Origin of the sequence: Lactobacillus sp. W8093 (genome assembly GCF_016100925.1) — a bacterium.
Taxonomy (GTDB): domain Bacteria; phylum Bacillota; class Bacilli; order Lactobacillales; family Lactobacillaceae; genus Lactobacillus; species Lactobacillus helsingborgensis.
Genome location: NZ_JACFRL010000012.1, coordinates 19,528 through 41,608, shown reverse-complemented (window position 1 = coordinate 41,608; position 22,081 = coordinate 19,528). Strand labels below are relative to the sequence as shown.

At 37.3% G+C, this 22,081-nt stretch carries 19 protein-coding genes and 1 tRNA gene; 17 read left to right on the top strand and 3 right to left on the bottom strand.

Annotated elements, in window-relative coordinates:
* Nucleotides 1–238 precede the first annotated feature (238 nt).
* Nucleotides 239–2,908 (top strand): calcium-translocating P-type ATPase, PMCA-type, encoded by a 2,670-nt coding sequence (locus H3T47_RS08460; protein ID WP_199283172.1) that lies wholly within the window; start codon nt 239–241, stop codon nt 2,906–2,908.
* Nucleotides 2,909–3,006: 98 nt separating this feature from the next.
* Here H3T47_RS08460 and H3T47_RS08455 read toward each other — a convergent pair whose 3' ends face one another.
* Entirely contained in the window at nt 3,007–3,456 is a 450-nt protein-coding gene (locus H3T47_RS08455; RefSeq protein WP_199283171.1) for a GAF domain-containing protein, read from the bottom strand.
* Between the two features lie 333 nt (nt 3,457–3,789).
* Here H3T47_RS08455 and H3T47_RS08450 point away from each other — a divergent pair, with 333 nt between their 5' ends.
* The 5 genes from H3T47_RS08450 to H3T47_RS08430 all read left to right on the top strand — a co-directional run bounded on the left by H3T47_RS08450 (nt 3,790) and on the right by H3T47_RS08430 (nt 7,368).
* Complete coding sequence (locus H3T47_RS08450; RefSeq protein WP_038521630.1) at nt 3,790–4,527, top strand: amino acid ABC transporter ATP-binding protein; 738 nt, start codon at nt 3,790–3,792, stop codon at nt 4,525–4,527.
* 11 nt (nt 4,528–4,538) lie between these two features.
* Nucleotides 4,539–5,354, top strand: a complete 816-nt coding sequence (locus H3T47_RS08445) for a glutamate ABC transporter substrate-binding protein (RefSeq protein WP_187159223.1) — start codon at nt 4,539–4,541, stop codon at nt 5,352–5,354.
* The gene (locus H3T47_RS08440; protein WP_046326835.1) at nt 5,351–5,989 is read left to right on the top strand and encodes an amino acid ABC transporter permease; all 639 of its coding nucleotides are present in this window, start codon (nt 5,351–5,353) and stop codon (nt 5,987–5,989) included. The genes H3T47_RS08445 and H3T47_RS08440 overlap by 4 nt, the downstream gene beginning before the upstream one ends.
* A gap of 16 nt (nt 5,990–6,005) precedes the next feature.
* On the top strand, nt 6,006–6,659 hold the full coding sequence (locus tag H3T47_RS08435; protein WP_199283170.1) for an amino acid ABC transporter permease: 654 nt from the start codon (nt 6,006–6,008) through the stop codon (nt 6,657–6,659).
* A 169-nt stretch (nt 6,660–6,828) separates the two neighbouring features.
* Entirely contained in the window at nt 6,829–7,368 is a 540-nt protein-coding gene (locus H3T47_RS08430; protein ID WP_199283169.1) for a ClbS/DfsB family four-helix bundle protein, read from the top strand.
* Between the two features lie 202 nt (nt 7,369–7,570).
* Here the strand turns inward: H3T47_RS08430 and H3T47_RS08425 are convergent, their stop codons facing one another.
* Nucleotides 7,571–8,311 (bottom strand): CPBP family intramembrane glutamic endopeptidase, encoded by a 741-nt coding sequence (locus H3T47_RS08425; protein ID WP_199283168.1) that lies wholly within the window; start codon nt 8,309–8,311, stop codon nt 7,571–7,573.
* 293 nt (nt 8,312–8,604) lie between these two features.
* Between H3T47_RS08425 and H3T47_RS08420 the strand changes: the two genes are divergently transcribed.
* Entirely contained in the window at nt 8,605–9,453 is an 849-nt protein-coding gene (locus H3T47_RS08420) for an aldo/keto reductase (protein ID WP_199283167.1), read from the top strand.
* A gap of 36 nt (nt 9,454–9,489) precedes the next feature.
* Here H3T47_RS08420 and H3T47_RS08415 read toward each other — a convergent pair whose 3' ends face one another.
* A complete protein-coding gene (locus tag H3T47_RS08415) occupies nt 9,490–10,143 on the bottom strand; it encodes a CPBP family intramembrane glutamic endopeptidase (protein WP_199283166.1) in 654 nt (217 codons plus the stop codon).
* A gap of 209 nt (nt 10,144–10,352) precedes the next feature.
* On the opposite strand from H3T47_RS08415, the gene H3T47_RS08410 reads away from it, so the two are divergent.
* The 10 genes from H3T47_RS08410 (at nt 10,353) to ligA (ending at nt 22,078) form a co-directional block, all read left to right on the top strand.
* Nucleotides 10,353–11,495, top strand: coding sequence for a CDP-glycerol glycerophosphotransferase family protein (locus H3T47_RS08410; RefSeq protein ID WP_199283165.1), 1,143 nt, complete (start codon nt 10,353–10,355; stop codon nt 11,493–11,495).
* A gap of 10 nt (nt 11,496–11,505) precedes the next feature.
* A complete protein-coding gene (locus H3T47_RS08405) occupies nt 11,506–12,936 on the top strand; it encodes an oligosaccharide flippase family protein (protein WP_199283164.1) in 1,431 nt (476 codons plus the stop codon).
* A gap of 2 nt (nt 12,937–12,938) precedes the next feature.
* Complete coding sequence (locus tag H3T47_RS08400; protein WP_199283163.1) at nt 12,939–13,637, top strand: glycosyltransferase family 32 protein; 699 nt, start codon at nt 12,939–12,941, stop codon at nt 13,635–13,637.
* A gap of 1 nt (nt 13,638) precedes the next feature.
* A complete protein-coding gene (locus H3T47_RS08395; RefSeq protein ID WP_199283187.1) occupies nt 13,639–14,112 on the top strand; it encodes a SprT family protein in 474 nt (157 codons plus the stop codon).
* A gap of 98 nt (nt 14,113–14,210) precedes the next feature.
* Complete coding sequence (locus H3T47_RS08390) at nt 14,211–14,894, top strand: MarR family winged helix-turn-helix transcriptional regulator (protein ID WP_199283162.1); 684 nt, start codon at nt 14,211–14,213, stop codon at nt 14,892–14,894.
* A 77-nt stretch (nt 14,895–14,971) separates the two neighbouring features.
* Nucleotides 14,972–16,723 (top strand): ABC transporter ATP-binding protein, encoded by a 1,752-nt coding sequence (locus H3T47_RS08385; protein ID WP_199283161.1) that lies wholly within the window; start codon nt 14,972–14,974, stop codon nt 16,721–16,723.
* A 73-nt stretch (nt 16,724–16,796) separates the two neighbouring features.
* A tRNA-Leu gene (locus tag H3T47_RS08380) sits at nt 16,797–16,882 on the top strand.
* 165 nt (nt 16,883–17,047) lie between these two features.
* Nucleotides 17,048–17,695, top strand: a complete 648-nt coding sequence (locus H3T47_RS08375; RefSeq protein ID WP_038521656.1) for a glycoside hydrolase family 73 protein — start codon at nt 17,048–17,050, stop codon at nt 17,693–17,695.
* A gap of 79 nt (nt 17,696–17,774) precedes the next feature.
* Nucleotides 17,775–20,018: a DNA helicase PcrA gene (gene pcrA / locus H3T47_RS08370; RefSeq protein WP_199283160.1), complete on the top strand. Its 2,244-nt coding sequence runs from the start codon at nt 17,775–17,777 to the stop codon at nt 20,016–20,018.
* A 44-nt stretch (nt 20,019–20,062) separates the two neighbouring features.
* The gene (gene ligA, locus H3T47_RS08365) at nt 20,063–22,078 is read left to right on the top strand and encodes an NAD-dependent DNA ligase LigA (RefSeq protein WP_199283159.1); all 2,016 of its coding nucleotides are present in this window, start codon (nt 20,063–20,065) and stop codon (nt 22,076–22,078) included.
* Nucleotides 22,079–22,081: the final 3 nt, after the last annotated feature.

Sequence of the window (22,081 nt, the reverse complement as noted above, 5' to 3'; positions counted from 1 at the left end):
TTTTTTATTTAACTTCAAAGAGCACTTTTCCCAGATTCTTTTTTGTTTAAATAATTTTAACGGTCTAATTCTTGTTAAAAATAAAAAAGTTATTTATAATAGATATGATCATAAGGGAGTAACAGCAATTACTTGCGATAAGCCCAACACCCGAAGAAATACTTCTGGACTTATCTTAAATAGTGAGACTTGTGTGTGTTGTACATATAAGTCTCTTTTTTGTTATTAGGAGGTAAAAATGCCCCAGAATTTTTACAATCAAAAAATTGATGATGTAGTTCAAGAGTTAGCTACATCAAAAAGTCAAGGTTTAAAAACAAGTCAAATTAGTGAATTGCGCGCAAAATATGGCGCCAATAGTTTGGCCAGTAAAAAGAAAACCAGTATTTGGCAACGATTTTTAGCGCAATTTAAAGATTTCATGATTATTGTCTTGATTGTGGCTGCACTGCTGTCAGGCTTTGTGGCACAAGAATGGACAGATGCTGCTATTATCATGATCGTGGTCATTTTAAATGCCGTTTTAGGTGTTTTTCAAGAAACCCGTTCAGAAGAAGCTATTAATGCTTTAAAGAAAATGGCAACACCTAATGCTCATGTCCGCCGTGACGGTCAAATTATGGAGATCCCAAGTACAGAATTACTGCCCGGCGATGTTGTTTTGCTTGAAGCAGGAGATGTAGTACCGGCTGATTTAAGGTTAACGGTAACTAAGAGCCTTAAAATCGAAGAATCAGCTTTAACTGGTGAATCTGTTCCAGTTGACAAAGTTTCAACCACTATTGACGAAGAAAAAGTAGCATTAGCTGATCAAGATAATATGGCATTTGCCAATACTAATGTCACTTATGGGCGCGGTGAAGGTATCGTTACTGAGATTGGTATGAACACCGAAGTCGGTAAAATTGCTACTATGCTTAATAACACTGACGAAACGGATACACCATTAAAGCGTAACCTCAACCAATTGGGTAAGACACTCACTATTATGATTTTACTCATTTGCGCTGTGGTGTTTGTGGTGGGCTTTTTTACTAAAAAGGGAACGGAGCCTACTAACAAGCTCGCAATTGATATGTTCTTAGTAGCAGTTTCACTTGCCGTTGCGGCAATTCCTGAAGGCTTGCCTGCCATTGTAACCATCATTTTAGCTTTAGGTACACAGGTAATGGCTAAGCACAATTCGATTGTACGTAAGCTGCCTGCCGTTGAAACCTTGGGAGCTACTGATATTATTTGTTCCGACAAAACCGGGACTTTAACTCAAAATAAAATGACAGTGGAGCAGGTATATTACGACAATGAAGTCCATAAATCAGCTGCTGGTATCAGTCAGGATAATCATGCGCTAATGGCGATGGTTTTGGCTAATGATTCCAAGTTGGATGATAATAATAAACTTTTGGGTGATCCAACTGAAACTGCTCTAGTTCAGTATGCGCTTGATCAAAAAATTAATGTGCATAATTTAATTGCCAAGCATAAAAGGGTGCAAGAGGTCCCATTTGATTCTGGGCGCAAGTTGATGAGTACTGTGAACGAAAATAATGGTCAATATTTCGTAGCTGTCAAAGGTGCTCCTGATCAACTGCTTAAGCGTGTTACACACATTGATCTTGACGGTAACGTCACTGCAATCACCGAAAAACAAAAAGAAGAAATTATGCTTTCAAACCAAAACATGGCACAAAATGCCTTACGTGTTCTAGGTTTGGCTTATAAACCTGTTAAGCAGCTATATGATGACCCTACAACTGATAACGTCGAGCAGGATTTAATTTTTGCTGGTTTGGTAGGGATGATTGATCCTGAACGGCCAGAAGCCAAAAAGGCAATTGTGGAAGCTCATAATGCCGGTATTAGAACTGTTATGATTACAGGTGACTTTCAGGTAACTGCACAGGCAATTGCGGAAAGGCTGGGAATTTTAAAGCCGGGACAAGATGAACGAGTAGTCACCGGTGCTCAGCTTGATGAATTTAGCGATGAGTATTTAGAAAAACATGTGACTGACTTTGATGTTTACGCCAGAGTTTCACCCGAGCATAAAGTTCGCATTGTCAAGGCTTGGCAGTCTCAAGGCAAAATTGTAGCTATGACAGGCGACGGAGTTAATGACGCACCTAGTTTAAAGCAAGCTGATATTGGCATTGGCATGGGTATTACCGGTACTGAAGTATCAAAGGGCGCTAGTGACATGGTTTTAGCAGATGACAACTTTGCTACTATTGTTGAAGCTGTCAAGCAAGGACGTAAAGTCTTTAGCAATATTCAAAAAGCCATTCTTTACCTAATGAGCTGTAACGTCGGTGAAGTTTTAACAGTATTTATGATGACTATGTTAGGCTGGGATATTTTAGCTCCAGTACAGTTATTATGGATTAATTTAGTAACCGATACTTTGCCTGCTATTGCCTTAGGTCTTGAACCTGTTGAAAAAGGCATCATGAAACGGGCACCGCGTGGTAAAAAATCCAACTTCTTTAGCGGTGGTGTTGCGAGTTCAATTATTTATCAAGGAATTTTAGAAGGGGGTATTGTTTTAACTACTTACCAGTTGGGCTTGAATTTTGGTCCTCACATGGGTAATGCCAATTTACAACATGCTGATGCTTTGACAATGGCCTTTCTCACCTTAGGGTTAATACAACTGTTTCACGCCTTTAATTCTAAATACATTCACCAATCAATCTTTTCCCAGAGAACTTTTGCTAATAAATGGTTTAACTGGGCAATACTGATTTCTGCTATTGTCATGGCAGCTGTTGAATTGCCTTTCATGACCAAGTTCTTTGATGTGACTGAATTAAATTCAACTCAATGGTTGATAGTTTTAGGGGCTGGAATTTGCATGATTTTGATTGTTGAAATCGTTAAGTTATGTCAGCGTTTAGCTGGTAAAAAATAGCACAACTAAAATTTAATATCTTATAAAAAAAGATGATAAATTTGGGTTTAATTAACCAAATTTGTCATCTTTTTGTGTATATTTTGAAAGTGAGTTGCTTAGTTTAAAATAAGAGCGGCAATTTGCGACAAGTAATCTGCATCCACCTGATCAAATCTGCTAAAGCTATTGCTGTCAAGATCAAGCACTGCAATAAGATTATTATTTTTTAAAACAGGAATTACAATTTCAGAATTTGTATTGGCATCACAGGCGATATGACCAGAGAATTGGTGGACATCAGGCACAATTTGAGTTTTGCGCGTTTTTGCTGCTACCCCACAAACCCCTTTTCCGAGTGTAATATGCATGCAGGCGACAGGGCCCTGAAAGGGTCCTAAAATTAACTCTTGCTTTTGATAACGATAAAACCCGGCGTAGCTGACATCTTTTAAGCCGTTATAAAGCAAAGCACTGATGTTACTCATATTGGCTATTAAGTCGTGTTCATCTTGCAGCAGACTTTGAGCTTGTTTATAAAGTAGTTGATAATTTTCACTTTTTTTCATAAAAATCTCCTTTCTAAAAAGTGTAATCCAGCTTGTTTGAATTTAAAAGTGGTAATATGCAAATAGAGCTAGTTTATTTACCAGATAATTTTAATTATTACTGGCAACTTTTACCGGTAAAATATTATTAATGAACATAAAAAGTTTTGCAAAAACTTTAAATTTGTTGATATAGCAGTGCAAAATTCACTTTTGAGATAATGTGAATTAAACATGTGCTTCTATAAATTTTTATTAAAAAACGTGTATAACTTTTAAAATTCTTAACTGGTATAGTAAAATGGTTTCTATAACTTATTATTTCATGCATTGATTATGAAAGGGGCGATGACAATGTCGATGATTGAATTCCATAATGTGCAAAAATTTTATGGCCATTTTCATGCATTGCACGACATTAATTTAGAGATTGATCAAGGTGAGACGGTGGTTTTGATTGGACCATCTGGTTCCGGTAAGAGTACTCTGGTACGTACCGTAAACGGCCTTGAAACAATCCAGAAAGGTAAGTTAATAGTTAACGGTCACGATCTGTCAGATCCTAAGACCAATCTTAATATTTTACGTAGTGATGTTGGCATGGTTTTCCAGCACTTTAATTTATATAAAAATAAAGATGTGCTTGAAAATATCATGTTGGCGCCTAGAATAGTAAGTCATATTCCTGAAGATGAAAATAAAAAACAGGCTTTAGACTTACTTGATATGGTTGGACTGCGGAAATGGGCACATAATATGCCGTCACAGATTTCCGGTGGTCAAAAGCAGCGTGTCGCGATAGCGCGGACCTTGGCAATGAAGCCAAAGCTTATTTTATATGATGAACCAACCTCTGCTCTTGACCCGGAAATGATTGATGACGTTTTACAAGTTATGAAACGAGTTACTAATGAAAGTGGAATGACTTCACTAATTGTTACTCACGAAATGGGCTTTGCCAAAGAGGTAGCTAACAGAGTTATCTTTATGGATCAAGGTCGGATTGTTGAGGATGACGATAGCGAGAGCTTCTTTAAACAGCCTAAGACGGAGCGGGCACAACAATTTTTGAGTAAAATCATTTCTCACTAAGGAGGCCAATCATGAAAAAGAAATTTTGGCTACTTCCTTTATTAGCATGTATTTTAATGTTAACCGGCTGTGGTAAAAGCGTTAATGATCAATCCGTTTTAAAAAATGCTAAGCAATCTAATACTATTGTTTGGGGTGTTAAAGGTGACGTTAAGCTTTTTGGCTTAATTGATGTTAAAGACGGACAGCAAAAGGGCTTTGATGTTGATATGGCTAAACATATTACCAAACATATTTTGGGACCTAGTGGCAAGGCAGAGTTTGTCACTACTACCTCTCAATCCAGAATCCCACTGTTAAAGAATGGTAATGTCGACGCCGTAATTGCCACTATGTCAATTACGCCAGAACGTAAAAAGATTATTTCTTTTTCAAAATCATACTTTGATGCCGGTCAATCTCTGTTAGTTCCTAAAAACTCTCCAATTAAGAGTACCAAGGATCTAAATGGTAAGACAGTTATCGGTGTTGTGGGTGCCAACTCGGTTGCAAACATTAAAAAGGTAGCTCCTAAAGCAAAAGTGATCGAATTGCAGGATTACGCTCAAGCAATGAATGCATTGAAGTCACATCAAGGAGATGCTCTAACTACTGATAACGGGATTTTATTTGGTTTAGCGGTGCAAAATCCGGGCTACGAAGTTCGTGGCGGTACCTTTACTGTTGAACCATACGGTGTTGCGGTTAATAAGGGACAAACCTCATTTACTGAAGCTGTAGACAAGGCAGTTCTTGAAATGCAGCATAACGGTGAATACAATCGCTTAATTAAAAAGTGGTTTGGCGATGTTCCAGGATTTAAGTATAAGGAGCTGTATCGCCGATGATTAATATTTTTTCAAAATTCAGCACCCAGCTGTTTATTGGCTTGGGCTGGACAGTATTATCCAGTGTAATTGCTCTATTTTTCAGTTTAATAATTGGAACAATTTTTGCAATTATGGAAGTTGTTCCAAGTAAAGTAATGCGTGTAATTGGGCATGCTTATGTGGAAATTATGCGTAACATTCCTTTGCTTGTAATTACTATGTTTTTCTATTTAGTAATTCCTATGTATGTGGTCAAAATAAATGGTTTTACTGCGGGAACTATTGGCTTAACACTTTACACTTCCGCTTTTATTGCAGAAACAATTCGGTCAGGAATTCAATCTGTTTCTGGCGGACAAATGGAGGGTGCGCGGTCAACTGGCATGACTTATTGGCAGGCAATGCGTTACATTATTTTACCTCAGGCATTTAAAATAGTCATTCCACCATTAGGTAACCAGTTTGTTAACTTGGTTAAAAATTCATCGGTTTTAGCTTTTGTGGCTGGATTCGATTTAATGTATCAGGCAAACTCAATTGCATCTACTACCTTTGATACCATTAACAGTTATTTGGTTGTAGGGGTTTTATACCTAATAGTGACATTGCCGCTTAGCTATTATATGCGACACTTAGAAAAGAAATTAGGTTAAAAGGAGGTACTAGAAAATGCAAAATTGGATTAATGCCTTTTCATGGCTTAATGTGCGCTTTTTGTTAATGGGCCTCTGGGTAACTATTTACATATCTGTAATTTCAGTTGTTTTAAGTTTTATTATTGGTTCAATTTTAGGAATAATCAGATACACTAAAATTAAGTATCTTTCGGCTTTTGTAGGTTTTATTATTGATATTATTCGAAATATTCCTTTGCTGTTGATTATCTTCTTTACTTATTTTGGCTTACCGAACTTTGGTTTAAGACCAGAGACAATCCCTGCGGCAATAATAGCGATGACGGTATTTGAATCTTGTATGATTGCTGAAATTGTGCGTTCAGGTATTCAATCAGTTTCTATCGGGCAAATGGAAGGTGCACGGTCAACTGGCATGTCTTTTGTTCAAGCGCTCTGGCATGTGGTTCTACCTCAAGCTTATAAAAACATGATTCCGACAATTATCAGTCAGTTTGTTTCTCTGATTAAGGATACTTCACTTGCGACGATCATTGTTGTGCCGGAAATGATGCAACATGCGCAGGTGATTTATGGGCAAAATGCAAACTACATCTTACCGATGTTTGCTGCTTTGGCAGTCCTGTATTTTGTTGTGTGCTTTACATTATCAATTATTGGTAGTGCTATTGGTAAGCATTTATCGTAAATTAATAAGAATAAAATGCGTAATACTACAATTTAGTATTATGCTTTTTTTATTACCAAGTTGTCTTTGCATAATTAGTGCAAATTAATAAAATTTTTCCAAGAAATAAATACTCTATGCTAAAATGATAAAAGTTGAAAAAATTGGGATTTTAATAAAGGGTAAAAATATGCCACGACCAAAAACAAAAACAGAATTGATTGAAGCTAGTAATTCTTCATATCAAAAGATTGTTGATTTGATTGCTAATCTTCCTGAAGAAGCACGGTCTGAAGACTTTAACTTCGACACGAGCAAACTAAAAGAAGCTCACTGGAAGCGAGATCATAATGTGCGCGACGTATTGGTCCATTTATATGAATGGCAAAGGTTGCTGTTAGACTGGATTAAAAATAATCAATCTGGTAAAGAGCAGGATTTCTTGCCGGCAGGGTATAATTGGCGCAATTATGGTGAAATGAACCAGCAATTTTGGCAAAAACACCAAACTACTTCTTTGCCAGAGGCAGAAAAGTTATTAGCTCAAAGCCATAAAGAAACAATGAAATTGCTAGACACTTTTTCTGAAGAGCAACTTTTTCAAAAGAAAGTTTTTCCGTGGACTGGAAATAATGCTTTAGCTACATACTTTATTGCGAACACTTCTAGTCATTATGACTGGGCGTTAAAGAAATTGCGTAAATTTCAGCGTTCATTAAAGAAAAAATAAGATCAAGCCGTTAGCATGTGGTGCTAGCGGCTTTTTTATTTGGTTGTAATTCTATTAAAAATAAGCATTTGACATTTGATTTCTTAATAGATAATGTTGCATTAAATATCAAGCTTGCTGGTTAAATTTCCGAATAAATAAAAAATCATAACTGCCACTTTAATTAGCAGTTATGATATAAACTAAAAGCAAGTTTTAGTAATTATTTTGTTACCAGTAGCAACATTAAAAAAGCTAAAGTGTCAAATAGAAAGTGAACTAAAAAGCTCACCCACATGTTGTTTGTTTTGATAAAAGCCCAGTTTAATACTAAACGTGTGAATGCTAACCCCAAGATAACATAGCCTAAATTATAATCATAAGTAGATAAGTGTAGTAATGAAAAAATTAAAGCCGAGGCGATATTGCCCCAGAGTAACGGATGGGGCCAGTGTATTGCACTAACTAATTGCGTGACTGCTAAAAGCGGCATGATTGCTAAGAATTCTTCGCCCATAATTTGAATTGCACTGCTAAAGCGCTGATAGATAAAGATTAGCCAAACATTGGGGGTGTTCATTGTCAGTCCGGCAGCGGCATTACCTGACACCGAGCCAAATAGCTTTTGCGAAACCATTCCTGATAAAACAGAAACTATGTAAGCAAAAATAAAGAAAATTAATACCCACAGCCATTCTTTAGCGTGAGGAATATGAAAAAGTTCATGCCATTTTCGTCCAGTAGCAATTTGTACACCGATAATTTGAATTAGTAAAAAGACAGTTACTACCAAAATTTGAAAACCGGCGGCTACTAAAGTAGGATGATTTTCATCAAAAACTAAAAACTCCGGTACTTGTATACCAGGCATGATCAAGCAACAATAGGCTATTACATTTGCCAGTAGTATTATCAACCATTTTTGTCCAGATAATTTATCTGAATTTTTGAAATTATTTACCATTATAATTTACCTCTTTAAGTTTGATTTTATACTGATAATAAATAAAAAACAATTACTCCGCTTTCACATAAAAAGACATTATCAAGTAAGTAAAGTGGCGTCACATTAAAAGAGAGATGTATAGGCATTATACGGGACATATTCGCGCATAAAGCAGGCGAGTGGTGTTACAATTGGTTCTAGCAGGTATAAATGTTTAGAATATGTTTTATTATAATGTAAATCATGTACCTACATATCATCAGTTATATATACACAAATAAAGTTGGGTGTTGTTCATAAGGAGGTTTCTTATGAAAAGTGTCACAATTAACGACCAAGTTCTGCCAGCACTAGGTATTGGCACTTGGGAAATGGGAGATGATCCAGAAGTACAAGATGAGGAGATAAAAGCTATCCGTGCTGGTCTTGATGCTGGATTAAAGGTAATTGATACCGCCGAAATGTATGGCAATGGGCGTTCTGAATTACTGGTAGGCAAGGCTATAAAAAACTATCAGCGCTCTGATATCTTCTTAATTTCCAAAGTGCTGCCACAGAATGCTTCTGCAAAGAGAATGCGTCAAAGTTTGACTGCAAGTTTGCAGAGACTTCAAACCGATTATCTGGATTTATATCTTTATCATTGGCGGGGCATGGTCCCTTTAACAGAAACCGTGGCAGAACTGCAGTCTTTACAAGATGAAGGTCTTATTCGCTCTTGGGGCGTATCAAACTTTGATATTGCTGATATGCAAGAATTATGGCAACTGCCACATGGTAAAAACTGCGCGGTTAATGAGGATCTTTATAATTTAGAAACCAGAGGAATTGAGTTTAGTTTGCTTCCGTGGCAAAAAAAGCATCGTGTTCCTCTCATAGCTTATAGTCCGCTAGGTCGTGGACCCAAGATGGGTAGCACCATGATGCAAAATCAGGCTGTCATAGAAGTAGCGGCTGAGCATCATGCCAGTGCATACCAGATTTTGTTAGCTTGGGTAATGCAACAGGACGAAACATTAGCCATTCCAAAAAGCAGTAGTTCAACTCACCTGTTATCAAATATGAAAGCTTTGGATATTGAATTGTCTGCTGCAGATTTACAGGAGTTAGAACATGCTTATCCTAAGCCGGATCATAAGGAACCATTAGCTATTTATTAAGAAAAAGACAGTGAATATTCACTGTCTTTTTTGTTTTTAAAAAATCGTCACGATTATGTCCCAAAGCATATGATAAACAATCGGAACCCAGATGTTTTTGCTTCTGATAAATAGCAGCCCGAATATCAAGCCCAAAATAAAAACACTGATAAAACCACCCGAGGTAAAATTAGCTACCAAAGTATGGGTCTGATACCAAATTGGCAAATGAATACACAAAAAGAGTAAATTGTTAACGATGAGAGCCAGCCAAGTTGACATTTTCTTAAGCAGAGCATTTAAAAGCCAACCGCGAAACACTAATTCTTCAGTAATTCCAACCACTAAAAATTTATCAATGAAATCACTGGCTCTAAAATTAGGATTAATTTTAAAACCGCCGTTTTCAAAGTAAAGTATAATAGCCAAATAGGTTACCATAATAAAGATACCAACTAAATATGGCGATGGCTTAAAACGATTTTTGAATAGTTGGGGATACCCGATTTTGAGTTGATGAGAATATTTTTTAATTAAAATAAATGCCGGGATACTCCAAGTAAGTAATTTGACTGATGAACTTAGTAAAACCTGTGCTAAAGTGTTGCTGGTATAACTCCAATATGCGAGTTCTTCAATCGTCCACCAAATGTAAAAGATGACGAGATATATTACTATAACTTTGTTAGAAACGGAATTTTTGGTGTTCATTTTTTTCCTTTGTTTAAGCTCTATTTAACATTTCATATTCTAATAGTAAATAATAGATTTGCAAACTGCTTTTTGTTACCAGAATGAACGTTTTTGAAGTTTTACTGAGTGATAATCATTAAAAAACAGAAAAATAAAGCAAAAAAGCTTGAGTTCTCTCAGGCTTTTTCTGTACTCTTATAATGAATAAGAATTTGGGAAGTTAAATAATGAAAAATATTTTATTTCGGCTATATCTCAATTTAATGAGAATCGGAGCTAAACTTACAAGGATCAAGGAAAATAAGGTGGTAATTTTGAATGGTGCCGGCCGTTCCGGGTCTAACGGCTATCTGTTTGCCAAATATTTAAGACAGCACCATCCGGAATATGATGTTGCTTTGGTGGAACCTTGGCCATCCTCACATTTACCACTTAAAACATGGAGACAAATTGGTGCAGCAAAATACATTTTTACGACACACCAACCGTTTAAAATTCACCGTAAGCAAATTAGCATCCAGTTTTGGCATGGTATTCCACTCAAGAGAATGGGCATCATGGCTAATAATACTGATTATAAAACTGATGAGCGCAATGCCAGATTATGGCGGCGAAATGCCGATATGGTTTGTTCCAGTTCTGATTTCTATGAAACTCTGATGAGTGCGTGCACTGGTATTGAAACCAATAAGTATCGCCAAGTTGGCTTTCCCCGTCTTGACGCCTTAACCAGACCGGCAGTGACGAAAAAAGAACTTTTACAGCAATTATTTGGCCAAGATGATGTTCAGGCACAAATTGGAATTTTCATGCCCACATTTCGCTATGAAATGGCGGATGAAGAAATTATGAATCGCATTAAGGACGGTAATTTTTTGGCATTACCCGATTTTGATGTGGAAAAGCTGAATGCCAGTTTAAAGGCCAAAAACCAATTTTTAATTGTTAAATTGCATCCCTACGAAATGCGTTTATTCAAAAAGCAGCACAGTCATTTTTCAAATATCAGTTTTCTTAACAACGATTTTTTGTACCAGCATGACTATGATTTGTACGAATTGCTGGGCAGCACTGATTTTCTGATTACTGACTTTTCTTCAATTTATTTTGACTATCTCAATTTGAATAAGCCTATTGTTTTTATAACCGCGTATCTTGAGCAATATGAAAAAACTCGAGGGCTGCTATTTGGACCATTTAAAGAGGTGGTTCCCGGTAAATGTGTTAATACGCAAACGCAATTATTAGAAGCAGTTGCTGCTCCAGACCATTACCAAGCTAAAAGACAATATTGGCGCAATTTAACCAATGAGGTGCAGTCTGCTTCATATTGTGAGCAGGTTTTCACTTTAATGACAAAAAAATACTAGAGGGAGAATTGTGAAAAGAACTTTTTTAAATATTCTATATAATGCGGTTTACCAAATATTTCTAGTATTAGTACCTTTAATAACGGTTCCTTATCTTTCTAGAATTCTGGGTCCTAAAACTTACGGTATTTACAGCAATGTTAACAACATTGTGCAGTTTTTGATGATTTTTTGTACGCTTTCTGTCTCCTATATTGGAATGCGGACAATTTCTCAAATCAGGGCCTTTGGCAATCAGCAAGATTTGACTAAGGCATTCTGGGGCTTATGGTATTTTCAAGCAATTGCCGGAATTGTAACTATTGGTATTTTAATTGCTGTGACCAGCTTTTTTAAGATTAAGTACGGTCAATATTTATTGTTAATGGTGCCATATCTGATTTCAGCTCAAGTAGATATTTCCTGGTTTTTTCAGGGATTGGCAGATTTCGGCCGGGTAGTTTTGAAAAATACTGCTGTTAAATTAGTATCTGTTTTTTTAATCTTACTATTAGTAAAAAATCCGGGTGACTTGTGGAAATACATGTTGATTATGTCAGTTTCTACAATGCTAGGATCGTTTGTTTTTTGGTTTGACATTCACCGCTATGTTGGTGGACCCGTCAAGCATTTTTATCAATACCGCGCAACTGTTAAAGCAATCATTACCCTTTTAATTCCGCAAATTGCCACCCAAATTTATACCTCGCTTGATAAACCGATATTAGGACTGTTTCAAAATTCGACCCAAGTTGCTTATTATGATAATTCGCAACGAATTTCCAATATGGTTTTAGGAATTGTTACCAGTATCTCTTTAGTCATCATGCCTAAAATGGCGGGTGAAGGTAAAAAAGAACAAAGGGTCATTTTAAAAAAGTCTTTGGAAGCAACCGTGATGCTGGGAACATTGTTTGCAGTCATCATAATGGCTAATACTAAAGAATTTGTGCCCTTCTTTTTTGGTCATAAATTTATTCCTATGACCCCGCTGATGTTTTTCTTTGCGTTGACAATCATTATGATTCCTACAGGCGGGGTATTTGCCAATCAATTTGCACTTGCTAATCACCGAGATCGTGACTATGCTATTCCAGTGATAGTCGGCGCTGTGTTAGAAGTGGTATTGAGCTACTTTCTAGATCAGCTTTACGGCGCCACGGGGGCAATGATTGCGATCTTAATCACCGAGTTCATTGTATTAGTCTTGCGTTTATGGATAGTTCGCGATGGCTATGATTTTAAATACTCTTTTCGTGAAATTCCCAAATATTTTATAATTGCTATTATTGTTTTAGCAGTCGGGCTCTTTTTACCACAAATGTTTGCATCTGCTTTTCTTAATATGTTATTCAAATCAATTATTATGTTTGTTTTGTACATTGCTTTGATGTTTTTGTTTAAACTTGATTTTAACCAAGACATAATATTGTTATTGAAAAAGTTTTTTACTCGAGGTTAGTTATGATTCCGAAAATAATTCATTATGTATGGGTAGGCGGCAATCCCAAACCCAAGAATATTCAGCGCTGTATGAAAACTTGGTCAAAACATTTGCAAGACTATCAGATTATTGAGTGGAATGAGCATAATTTTGACATTCACGAAAATAAATATGTTGAGCAGGCTTATCAAGCAAAAAAATGGGCATTTGTTTCCGACTATATCAGGGCTAAGGCCGTTTACGAAATGGGCGGCATTTATATGGATACTGATGTCTTGGTGCTGGATGATTTGCATGATTTATTAAATAATAAGGCATTTGTTGGCTTTGAAAATAAAGAGAATCCGTTTACGGCAGTCTTTGGAGCTGAAAAGGGACATCCTCTCATTCAGGACATGCTTTCTTATTATGATGACCGCAATTTTACCTTTGATAAGCAAGACCAACTGGCAGGTGTTAATACGGTTTCTATGTCTGATATTTTAAAAAATAAGTATGGTGCCCAACCAAATAACCAAGAGCAGGAGTTGCAAGCAGGAATCCATGTTTATCCTGATGGTATTCTTTGTAATCCGTCAGCACAATCAAAAACTATTCATGTGTTTACCGGCACGTGGATGGAAGGTGCTAAACCTTTAAAAAGAAAATTGGTTACGGCTCTTAAAGTCAGGATTAAGACTAAAAAAGAGGCAGCTCTTTATGCCAAACTTTTCAGATAATATGACTGCAGCAGAATTGCAAAATTTAGTGGAGCAAGTTTCTCTCAGGTATTTTGGCAGGCAATTTAACCACCAAGTAAAAATTAATTACCGGATGACCACAACCGGTGGTCGCTATCATTTAGACGATCATCATATTGAGATTAACGCCCATTTTTTAGCACCGCAATATTTCCGGGAATTGATTGGCATTATTAAACACGAATTAACCCATTATCACTTGCATTTAAGTCATCAAGGCTACCGTCATCAAGATCAAGATTTTAAAACTTTGCTTAGTGCAGTAGGAGGCTCGCGCTATGCACCGGATATTGGCTTAAAAAGGACTAGGAAAGCAAAATATTTATATGTTTGCACCAAATGCGGCCAAGAGTTTTTACGTGTCCGGCGGCTTAACTTGCGGCGCTTTGCCTGTGGCAGATGCGGGGGAAAATTAAAATTGTTGAAGCAGAATTTAGCCATTAATTTACACTAAAAATCTTTTGCTATAATTTGACTTTTTGTTAGGTACCAAACTATAATGAAATTATAAATATTAGGTACCTAACTTTTTTAATTTAAAGGAGATTAATTATGAGTGAATTAAGTGATGATTTAATGAGACAGCTTCATTACATAATGCGTGCCAGTCGTTATTATTTATATCAGAACAAGGGACCAATATCAGGGCAAAAACGGGTTTTAGCTGTCTTAAAACTTGAAGATGGCTTATCGCAAAATTACTTAGCGGAGATTCTGGCTCTTAAACCGGGTTCTCTTGCTGAATTATTGAAAAAAATGGAACTAAAAGGCGATATTACCCGTAAAACTGATGACCAAGATAAAAGGGTAAAACGGGTTTATTTAACTGATTCTGGAAGAGAAAAGGCTAACAAATTAAAGCTGTGGGTAGATAAGCGGGATACCGAACCATTTTTTGCTGGTCTAACAGAGGAAGAACAGAAGCAACTAAGACAATTATTAGAAAAAATAAGCAATAATTGGGATGACGATTTCAAAGAAAAAATGGGGGAAATGGTTGATCCGGCAGACTGCATGGCAAAGTTTAAGAAATGGTGTAAATATGCGGCAGATCATGATTGTTCTAAAGAGGAGCTACATAAAATGTGTAAACATATGCCAAAACACCATCATTGTCGCCCTGATTTTGATATGGATGATGATTGTGTGCGGAATTATTGTAGATTTGTTAAAATGCGCAAATACAACCGCGACTTTTACCCTAAATGCTGGCATAATGAAAATGAAGATTTATAATTAGAAAATAAAAAGTTTTTCAATAGATAATTGAAAGACTTTTTATTTAGTCTAAATTCAGAAAGCCGGTATCCTAGATGGCATTCAAGTCACGACAAGATAAAAAGCAAATGGTTAAACTTAGTGATTTTTTAGAACTCTTAAAAAGCTTAAACGTTAAAAAATCATTATTTGCACTCGGATTAATACTTAGTTTAATTACCAGTGTTGCTAATTTGGCTTTGCCTTTGCTGACTAAGGTGCTGGTAGACACAAGCAAATGGGATAGTTTTAATTATTCAAGTTTAATAATTATTATCGTTGTTTTTGTTTTGCAGTTAATTCTGGGAACTTTGGGCGGCTATGTTTTGCGTTATTTTGGCGAGAGCGTAGTTAAGAGTTTGCGTGAACGCCTTTGGGAGCATTTGCTTAAACTGCCAGTGACTTATTTTGATGAAAACAAAGTCGGCGAAAGCAGCTCTCGGCTAGTGAATGATACGGGAATTATTAAAGACTTACTGGCCTCACAATTTCCCAATTTTATTACCGGTGCTATTCAGCTTTTATTTTCACTAATTATCTTGGTAGTCATGGATTGGCAAATGGCAACACTCATGTTTACGGTCGTGCCCATTGTGGTAATCATTTTACTACCAGTGGGGCGCATAATGGTGCGTTTAGGACGCAAGCTGCAATCAGCAACTGCCGAGTTTAATGGCGCTGTCAGTGAAAAACTATCCGAAGTCCGTTTGATAAAATCCAGTAATGGTGAAGAGTGCGAACAAAAAGCGGGCAATAAAATGATCCAAAGAATCTTTGGCATCGGGGTGCTCGACGCGCGGGTCGAAGCTGTATTGCAGCCAATTATCATGACCTTGATGATGGCTGCCTTCGCTGGTATTTTAGCTTTTGGCATTATTAGAGTGGGTCAAGGCTCATTAACAAGTGGTTCATTAGTGGCTTTTCTGCTTTATTTATTTAATGTAATTGCACCGGTTGCCAATTTTGCAACTTTCTTTTCTCAAATTCAAAAGGCTTTAGGATCAACCGAACGTATTCAGGCAATTTTAAAGATTAAGCCTGAACAAAATTTGTCGCATCAAAGTTGCGATTTAACTAATAAAACTCTCACTGCTCAAAAAGTTAGTTTTAGTTACAAAAAAGGTGAACCGGTTTTACAATCAATTTCATTTACTGCTAAACCTAACTCGGTAATCGCTTTTGTAGGACCAAGTGGCGGCGGTAAATCTACCATTTTTTCTTTATTAGAGCGTTTCTACCAACCGGCTAGCGGTCAATTTACTATTGCAGGCCAAAATATTCAGGATATTGATTTGGTTAACTGGCGTAACCAAATAGGGTATGTTTCACAAAACAGTGCAATATTTTCTGGAACAATCCGTGATAATTTGGTTTATGGGTTAAATCAAAAATTAACTGACGATGAGCTGTGGCATGGACTTGCTCTGGCTTATGCTGATCATTTTGTGCGGGCATTTCCTGACCAAATGGAAACTGAAATTGGCGAACGAGGAATTAAACTATCAGGCGGACAAAAGCAGCGCTTAGCTATTGCCCGTGCCTTTTTAAGAAATCCTAAAATATTGATGCTGGATGAAGCTACTGCCAGCCTTGATTCAGAATCAGAGGGCAAAGTACAGCAGGCACTTGACAAATTGATGGTCAACCGCACCACGTTGGTCATTGCTCACAGGCTCGCTACAATTGTTAATGCCGACCAAATTTATTTTGTTGAGCATGGTAGAATAACAGGTCACGGTACTCACCATGAATTGATGCAAAATCACAGCCTGTATGCCCGGTATGTCAATGAGCAAATGGTAAATTAAACCATTTTTAGCTAAAATGAGTAAGAAAAGTCTTGTGTTAAAGTTAATTTTGGGTTATAGTATTGAATGTGTTGCGGGCATGGCGGAATGGCAGACGCGCAAGACTAAGGATCTTGTGATCGTTTTTAGATCGTGGAAGTTCGAGTCTTCTTGCCCGCATAAAACTTATTGGAGCTGAAGCTCCTTTTTTTGTGCCCTAATTTAAAGAACCAAAGAAAGTATAATTTTTACTATTTTTATTTTAAAAATTAATTACATTGCATAATTTACAGCCAATAGAGGTTATACTTAATTAAGAGAATTTTTTAAAGCAAGGGAAAATCTATGGCGAGAAAACGAAAAAGCAGAAAATTATCTAACACAGCGATCATTATCCGCACGTTTATTATTTTATTTGCACTTATTGTTGCGTTTGCAGCTTTTCGCTATTATCGTCGTCAGGCAATTCAGTCAGAGCAAATTAGACAAGAGCAACTTGCTCGCGAAGAAGCCAGACAAAAAATAATCAGGCAGCATAAAGCTTTTATTAGGGAGATTGGACCAATAGCCAAGGAAGTTGATAAGTCCTTTGATTTATTACCCAGCATTACAATAGCTCAAGCTTGTCTTGAAAGCGATTATGGCAAAAGTGACCTTTCGCAAAAATATAATAATTTATTTGGTGTCAAGGGCAATAATCCCAATACTTCGGCTGTTTTAAAAACTAAAGAATTTGAAAAGGGTAAGTGGATTATCGTTAAAGCCCGCTTTCAAATTTATGACTCTTATGAGGCTTCTATCAGGGCCCATGCGCGGCTGTTTCAAAAAGGCACCAGCTGGGATGCTAACCAATACAGTCATGTTTTAGCTGCCAAAAATTATCGGGCACAGGCACGCGCTTTGGTTAAAGACGGCTATGCCACTGACCCTAATTATGCTGATAAATTAATCAAATTAATTGAAGAATACAACCTTGACCGTTTTGACAAATAGAGTGCAATCAACTCCAAAGATGGTCATGATTTTTGGTACAATAAAATAGTTATAAATTTTCGGGGTGAAAGGATTCAGAATGAACACAGAATCAATTTTGACAGGATTAAATCCACAACAAAAAAAGGCAGTTAAGATTACGGAAGGACCATTATTGGTTGTTGCAGGAGCCGGTTCTGGCAAAACATCTGTGTTAACTCGCCGAATTGCCTATTTGGTTGCTGAAAAAGAGGTTGCGCCCTGGAATATTTTAGCCATTACTTTCACTAATAAAGCAGCTAGTGAAATGAGACAAAGAGAACAGAAATTACTGGGTGCCCGTGCCGATAGCATTTGGATGTCTACTTTTCATGCTCTTTGTGTACGTATCTTAAGGCGGGATGCTGAAAAAATCGGCTATACTGGTAATTTTTCAATTGCTGATTCTGCAGAGCAGCTTACGTTGATTAAGCACATTGAAAAAGAGCAAAATATTAACCCGAAGATGTATGAACCTAGAAGAGTCTTAGCGGCAATTTCTAACGGAAAGAATGATTTGCTCACGCCAGATGCCTATGCAGCTAGTGCGGCTTCACCTTTTGAAAAGATAACTGCAAGGGTATATCGGGAATACCAGAGACGCTTAAAGCACGATCAAATTATGGATTTTGATGATTTGATTATGCAGACTTTGGTTTTATTCAAGAGCGATAGTACGGTTTTACATTATTATCAAAACAAGTTTCGCTACATCTTGGTAGATGAGTATCAGGATACTAATCAAGCCCAATACGAGTTATGTCACGCACTGGCAGCCCAATACAAAAATATTTGTGTTGTGGGCGATGCTGATCAGTCTATCTATGGATGGCGCGGCGCTAATATGGAAAATATTATGAATTTTGAGCAGGACTATCGTGATGCCGGTGTTCAAACAGTTAAGCTTGAACAAAATTATCGCTCAACAGGTCATATTTTAGCAGCTGCGAATGCGGTTATTAAGAATAACAGTCACCGCAAGGCTAAGAACTTGTGGACTGATCAAGGTGAGGGTGCCAAAGTAACATATTATCGTGCTCAAAGCGGCGATGATGAAGCCCATTTTATTATTGCTAAAATTCAGGAAGAAGTTAAAACTAAAAAGCGGTCTTACAATGATTTTGCGGTTTTATACCGTACAAATGCGCAATCCAGAACTGTAGAAGAGTCTTTTGTAAAGTCAAATGTGCCCTATCAAATAGTTGGTGGTCATAAATTCTATGATAGAAAAGAAATTATGGACATTATGGCTTATTTGAAGCTGGTAGCTAATCCGAGTGACACAATGAGTTTTAACCGGATTATTAATACTCCCAAAAGAGGTATTGGACCAGTGAGCGTACGCCGCTTTTTGGATTTTGCCCAAGAAAATAATTTGACGCTTCTCGAAGCGTTTAATCATCTAAATATGTCGGGAGTTTCACCTCGCGCCGCCGCCAAATTAAGCGACTTCGGAGCTAAATTACGTGATGCAATTAGTTATGCTGCAGGTCATAGCGTTACCGGTCTAACTGAAAAAGTCTTGCAGGATTTTGGTTATACAGCTGCGCTTAAGGCTGAACATACTATTGAGGCTGAAACCAGACTGGAAAACCTTGATGAATTTCTATCGGTAACAAAGCGTTTTGATGATGAATATGAAGAAAGTGCTGCAGATGACAACGCACTTAGCGATTTTTTAGCTGAAGTGTCTCTTTTAAGTGATCAAGATGATTTGGCCAATAATGATGATCAAGTAGCATTGATGACCTTGCATGCGGCAAAAGGGTTGGAATTTCCAGTGGTCTTTTTAGTCGGAATGGAAGACGGGCTCTTTCCTTTGTCAAGGTCTTTAATGGAAGACGACCAGCTGGAAGAAGAAAGACGACTGGCCTATGTTGGCATTACCAGGGCTAAACAAGAGTTGTTTTTAACTAACGCATATTCACGGATGATGTACGGGCGGATGCAAAATAACCTGCCTTCAAGATTTTTGGCAGAAATTGATCAAGAAGATTTGAACACCGAAAATTCTGTGCCAATTGACTTAACTAGTACCAATTTTCAAACTACAACAGCACCATTTGCTAATAGTGATGAGCGTGCTCGAGCACAGGTATATACACCCAAAGTCAAACCATCTGGAGCCGTTGGCGCCGAGAAGAAGGGCTGGAACGTTGGAGACCAAGTTGAACATAAAGCTTGGGGTAAAGGCGTTGTCACCAAAGTTAACGGTAAAGGTGAAGATATGGAGCTCGATATTGCATTTAGTGGTAAAGGAATCAAACGGCTTCTTGCAGCATTTGCACCAATTAAAAAGGTATAATAAAAATAGAAGTTTAAATATATTTTTTAATCGGGAGGAAGAAAATGGCTGATTTAACTCTTGATGAAGCCAGAAAAGAAGTTGCTGCGCTGAGAGATAAGTTGGACGAATGGGCCAACGCGTATTACACCAAGGATACCCCAGAGGTAGAAGATAATGTGTATGACAAAAATTATAATCGCTTAGTTCAATTAGAGCAGGAATTTCCTCAGCTGGTGTCGCAAGATTCCATAACGCAAAAAGTCGGTGGACAAATTGACAACCAGTTCACCAAAGTAACCCATGAGATTCCAATGCTTTCAATGGGCGACGTCTTTTCTAAAGAAGAACTCCAAGAATTTGATAATCGTGTTCGAAAACAAATTGGTCATGAAGTTGCTTATAATGTGGAATTAAAAATCGATGGCTTATCGATTGCGTTAGAATACACTGATGGTAAATTAACTAGGGCATCTACTAGAGGTAACGGTCAAGTCGGTGAAGATGTTACTCCCAATGCCAAATTTATTTCAGATATTCCGCAAACCCTACCAGAAAAATTGACCACAGAAGTTCGTGGTGAGTGCTATATGGGTAAAGAGCCTTTTGCTAAACTTAATGCTGAACGCGACGAAAAAGGTGAATCGGTTTTTGCCAACCCCCGTAACGCTGCTGCTGGTTCTTTACGGCAACTGGATGCAAGTATCACTAAGCACCGGCATTTAAGTACATTTATTTATACTTGGGTTAATCCACCGCAAGAAATCACAAGCCAGCATCAGGCAATTGAGAAAATGACCCAGCTGGGTTTTCATACTAATCAAACTGGTCGAAGAATTGCTAAAATGTCTGAAATCTTCGCTTTTATTGATGAATATACGGTAAAGAGAAATTCTCTGGATTATGGTATTGATGGGATCGTCTTAAAGGTTGATGCTCTGAATTTACAACAAGATTTGGGTAATACGGTCAAAGTACCACGTTGGGAAATAGCTTATAAATTTCCGCCGGAGGAGCAACAAACAGTGGTTCATGAAATTAAGTGGACAGTTGGTCGTACAGGTGTCGTAACGCCGACTGCAATCATGGATCCGGTGCAACTTGCTGGTACAACTGTTTCACATGCTGTTTTGCATAACGCCGATTTATTACAGCAAAAGGATGTTCGCATTGGGGACACCGTTATGTTGCACAAAGCGGGCGATATTATTCCTGAAATTTCAGAAGTAGTTTTGGCTAAAAGACCTAAGGATGCACAACCATATCCTATTCCTACTTCTTGTCCATCCTGTGGTGAAAAATTAATTCACTTAAAAGATGAAGTGGCGCTGCGGTGTGTTAATCCTTCTTGCCCAGCACAAATTGAGGAAGGTATTACCCACTTTGCCTCCAGGCCCGCAATGAATATTGATGGTTTGGGACCAAAAATTGTCAGACAGTTAATTAAAAATGATCTGGTCCATAATGTAGCTGATTTGTATCATTTACAAGCTGCAGACTTAGAAAAATTAGATCATTTCAAAGACAAAGCGATTAGCAACTTATTGAATGCGATTAATAACTCAAAGAGTAATTCTGTTGAATTGCTACTGACGGGATTAGGCATTGATCATGTTGGCGCCAAAGCTGCTCGTTTGATAGCACAAAAGTTTAAAAATATGGCAAAGATTATGTCAGCAGACGTGCAAGAAGTAGCTTCAATCGCTACAATAGGCATGACAATTGCAGAATCTTTGACTACCTATTTTGCCCAAAATGAAGTGGTGGAATTAGTTAACGAACTTAAAGCCAGTGGGGTTAATATGGATTATTTGGGTAAAAGCCCTGAAGCTGTAGCGGCAGCTATTCCTGATAACGATTTTAAAGGTAAAACCGTTGTTTTGACTGGTACTCTGGCACACTATACCAGAAGTCAATTTACTCAGAAGTTACAATCCCTTGGCGCAAAAGTAACTGGTTCTGTTTCTGGTAAAACTGATTATGTTATCTATGGTCAAGATGCTGGTTCCAAGTTTACAAAAGCACAGAAGCTAGGCGTGCAATTATTGACTGAAGAAGAAGCGATTGCCAAAGTTAAATAAAGG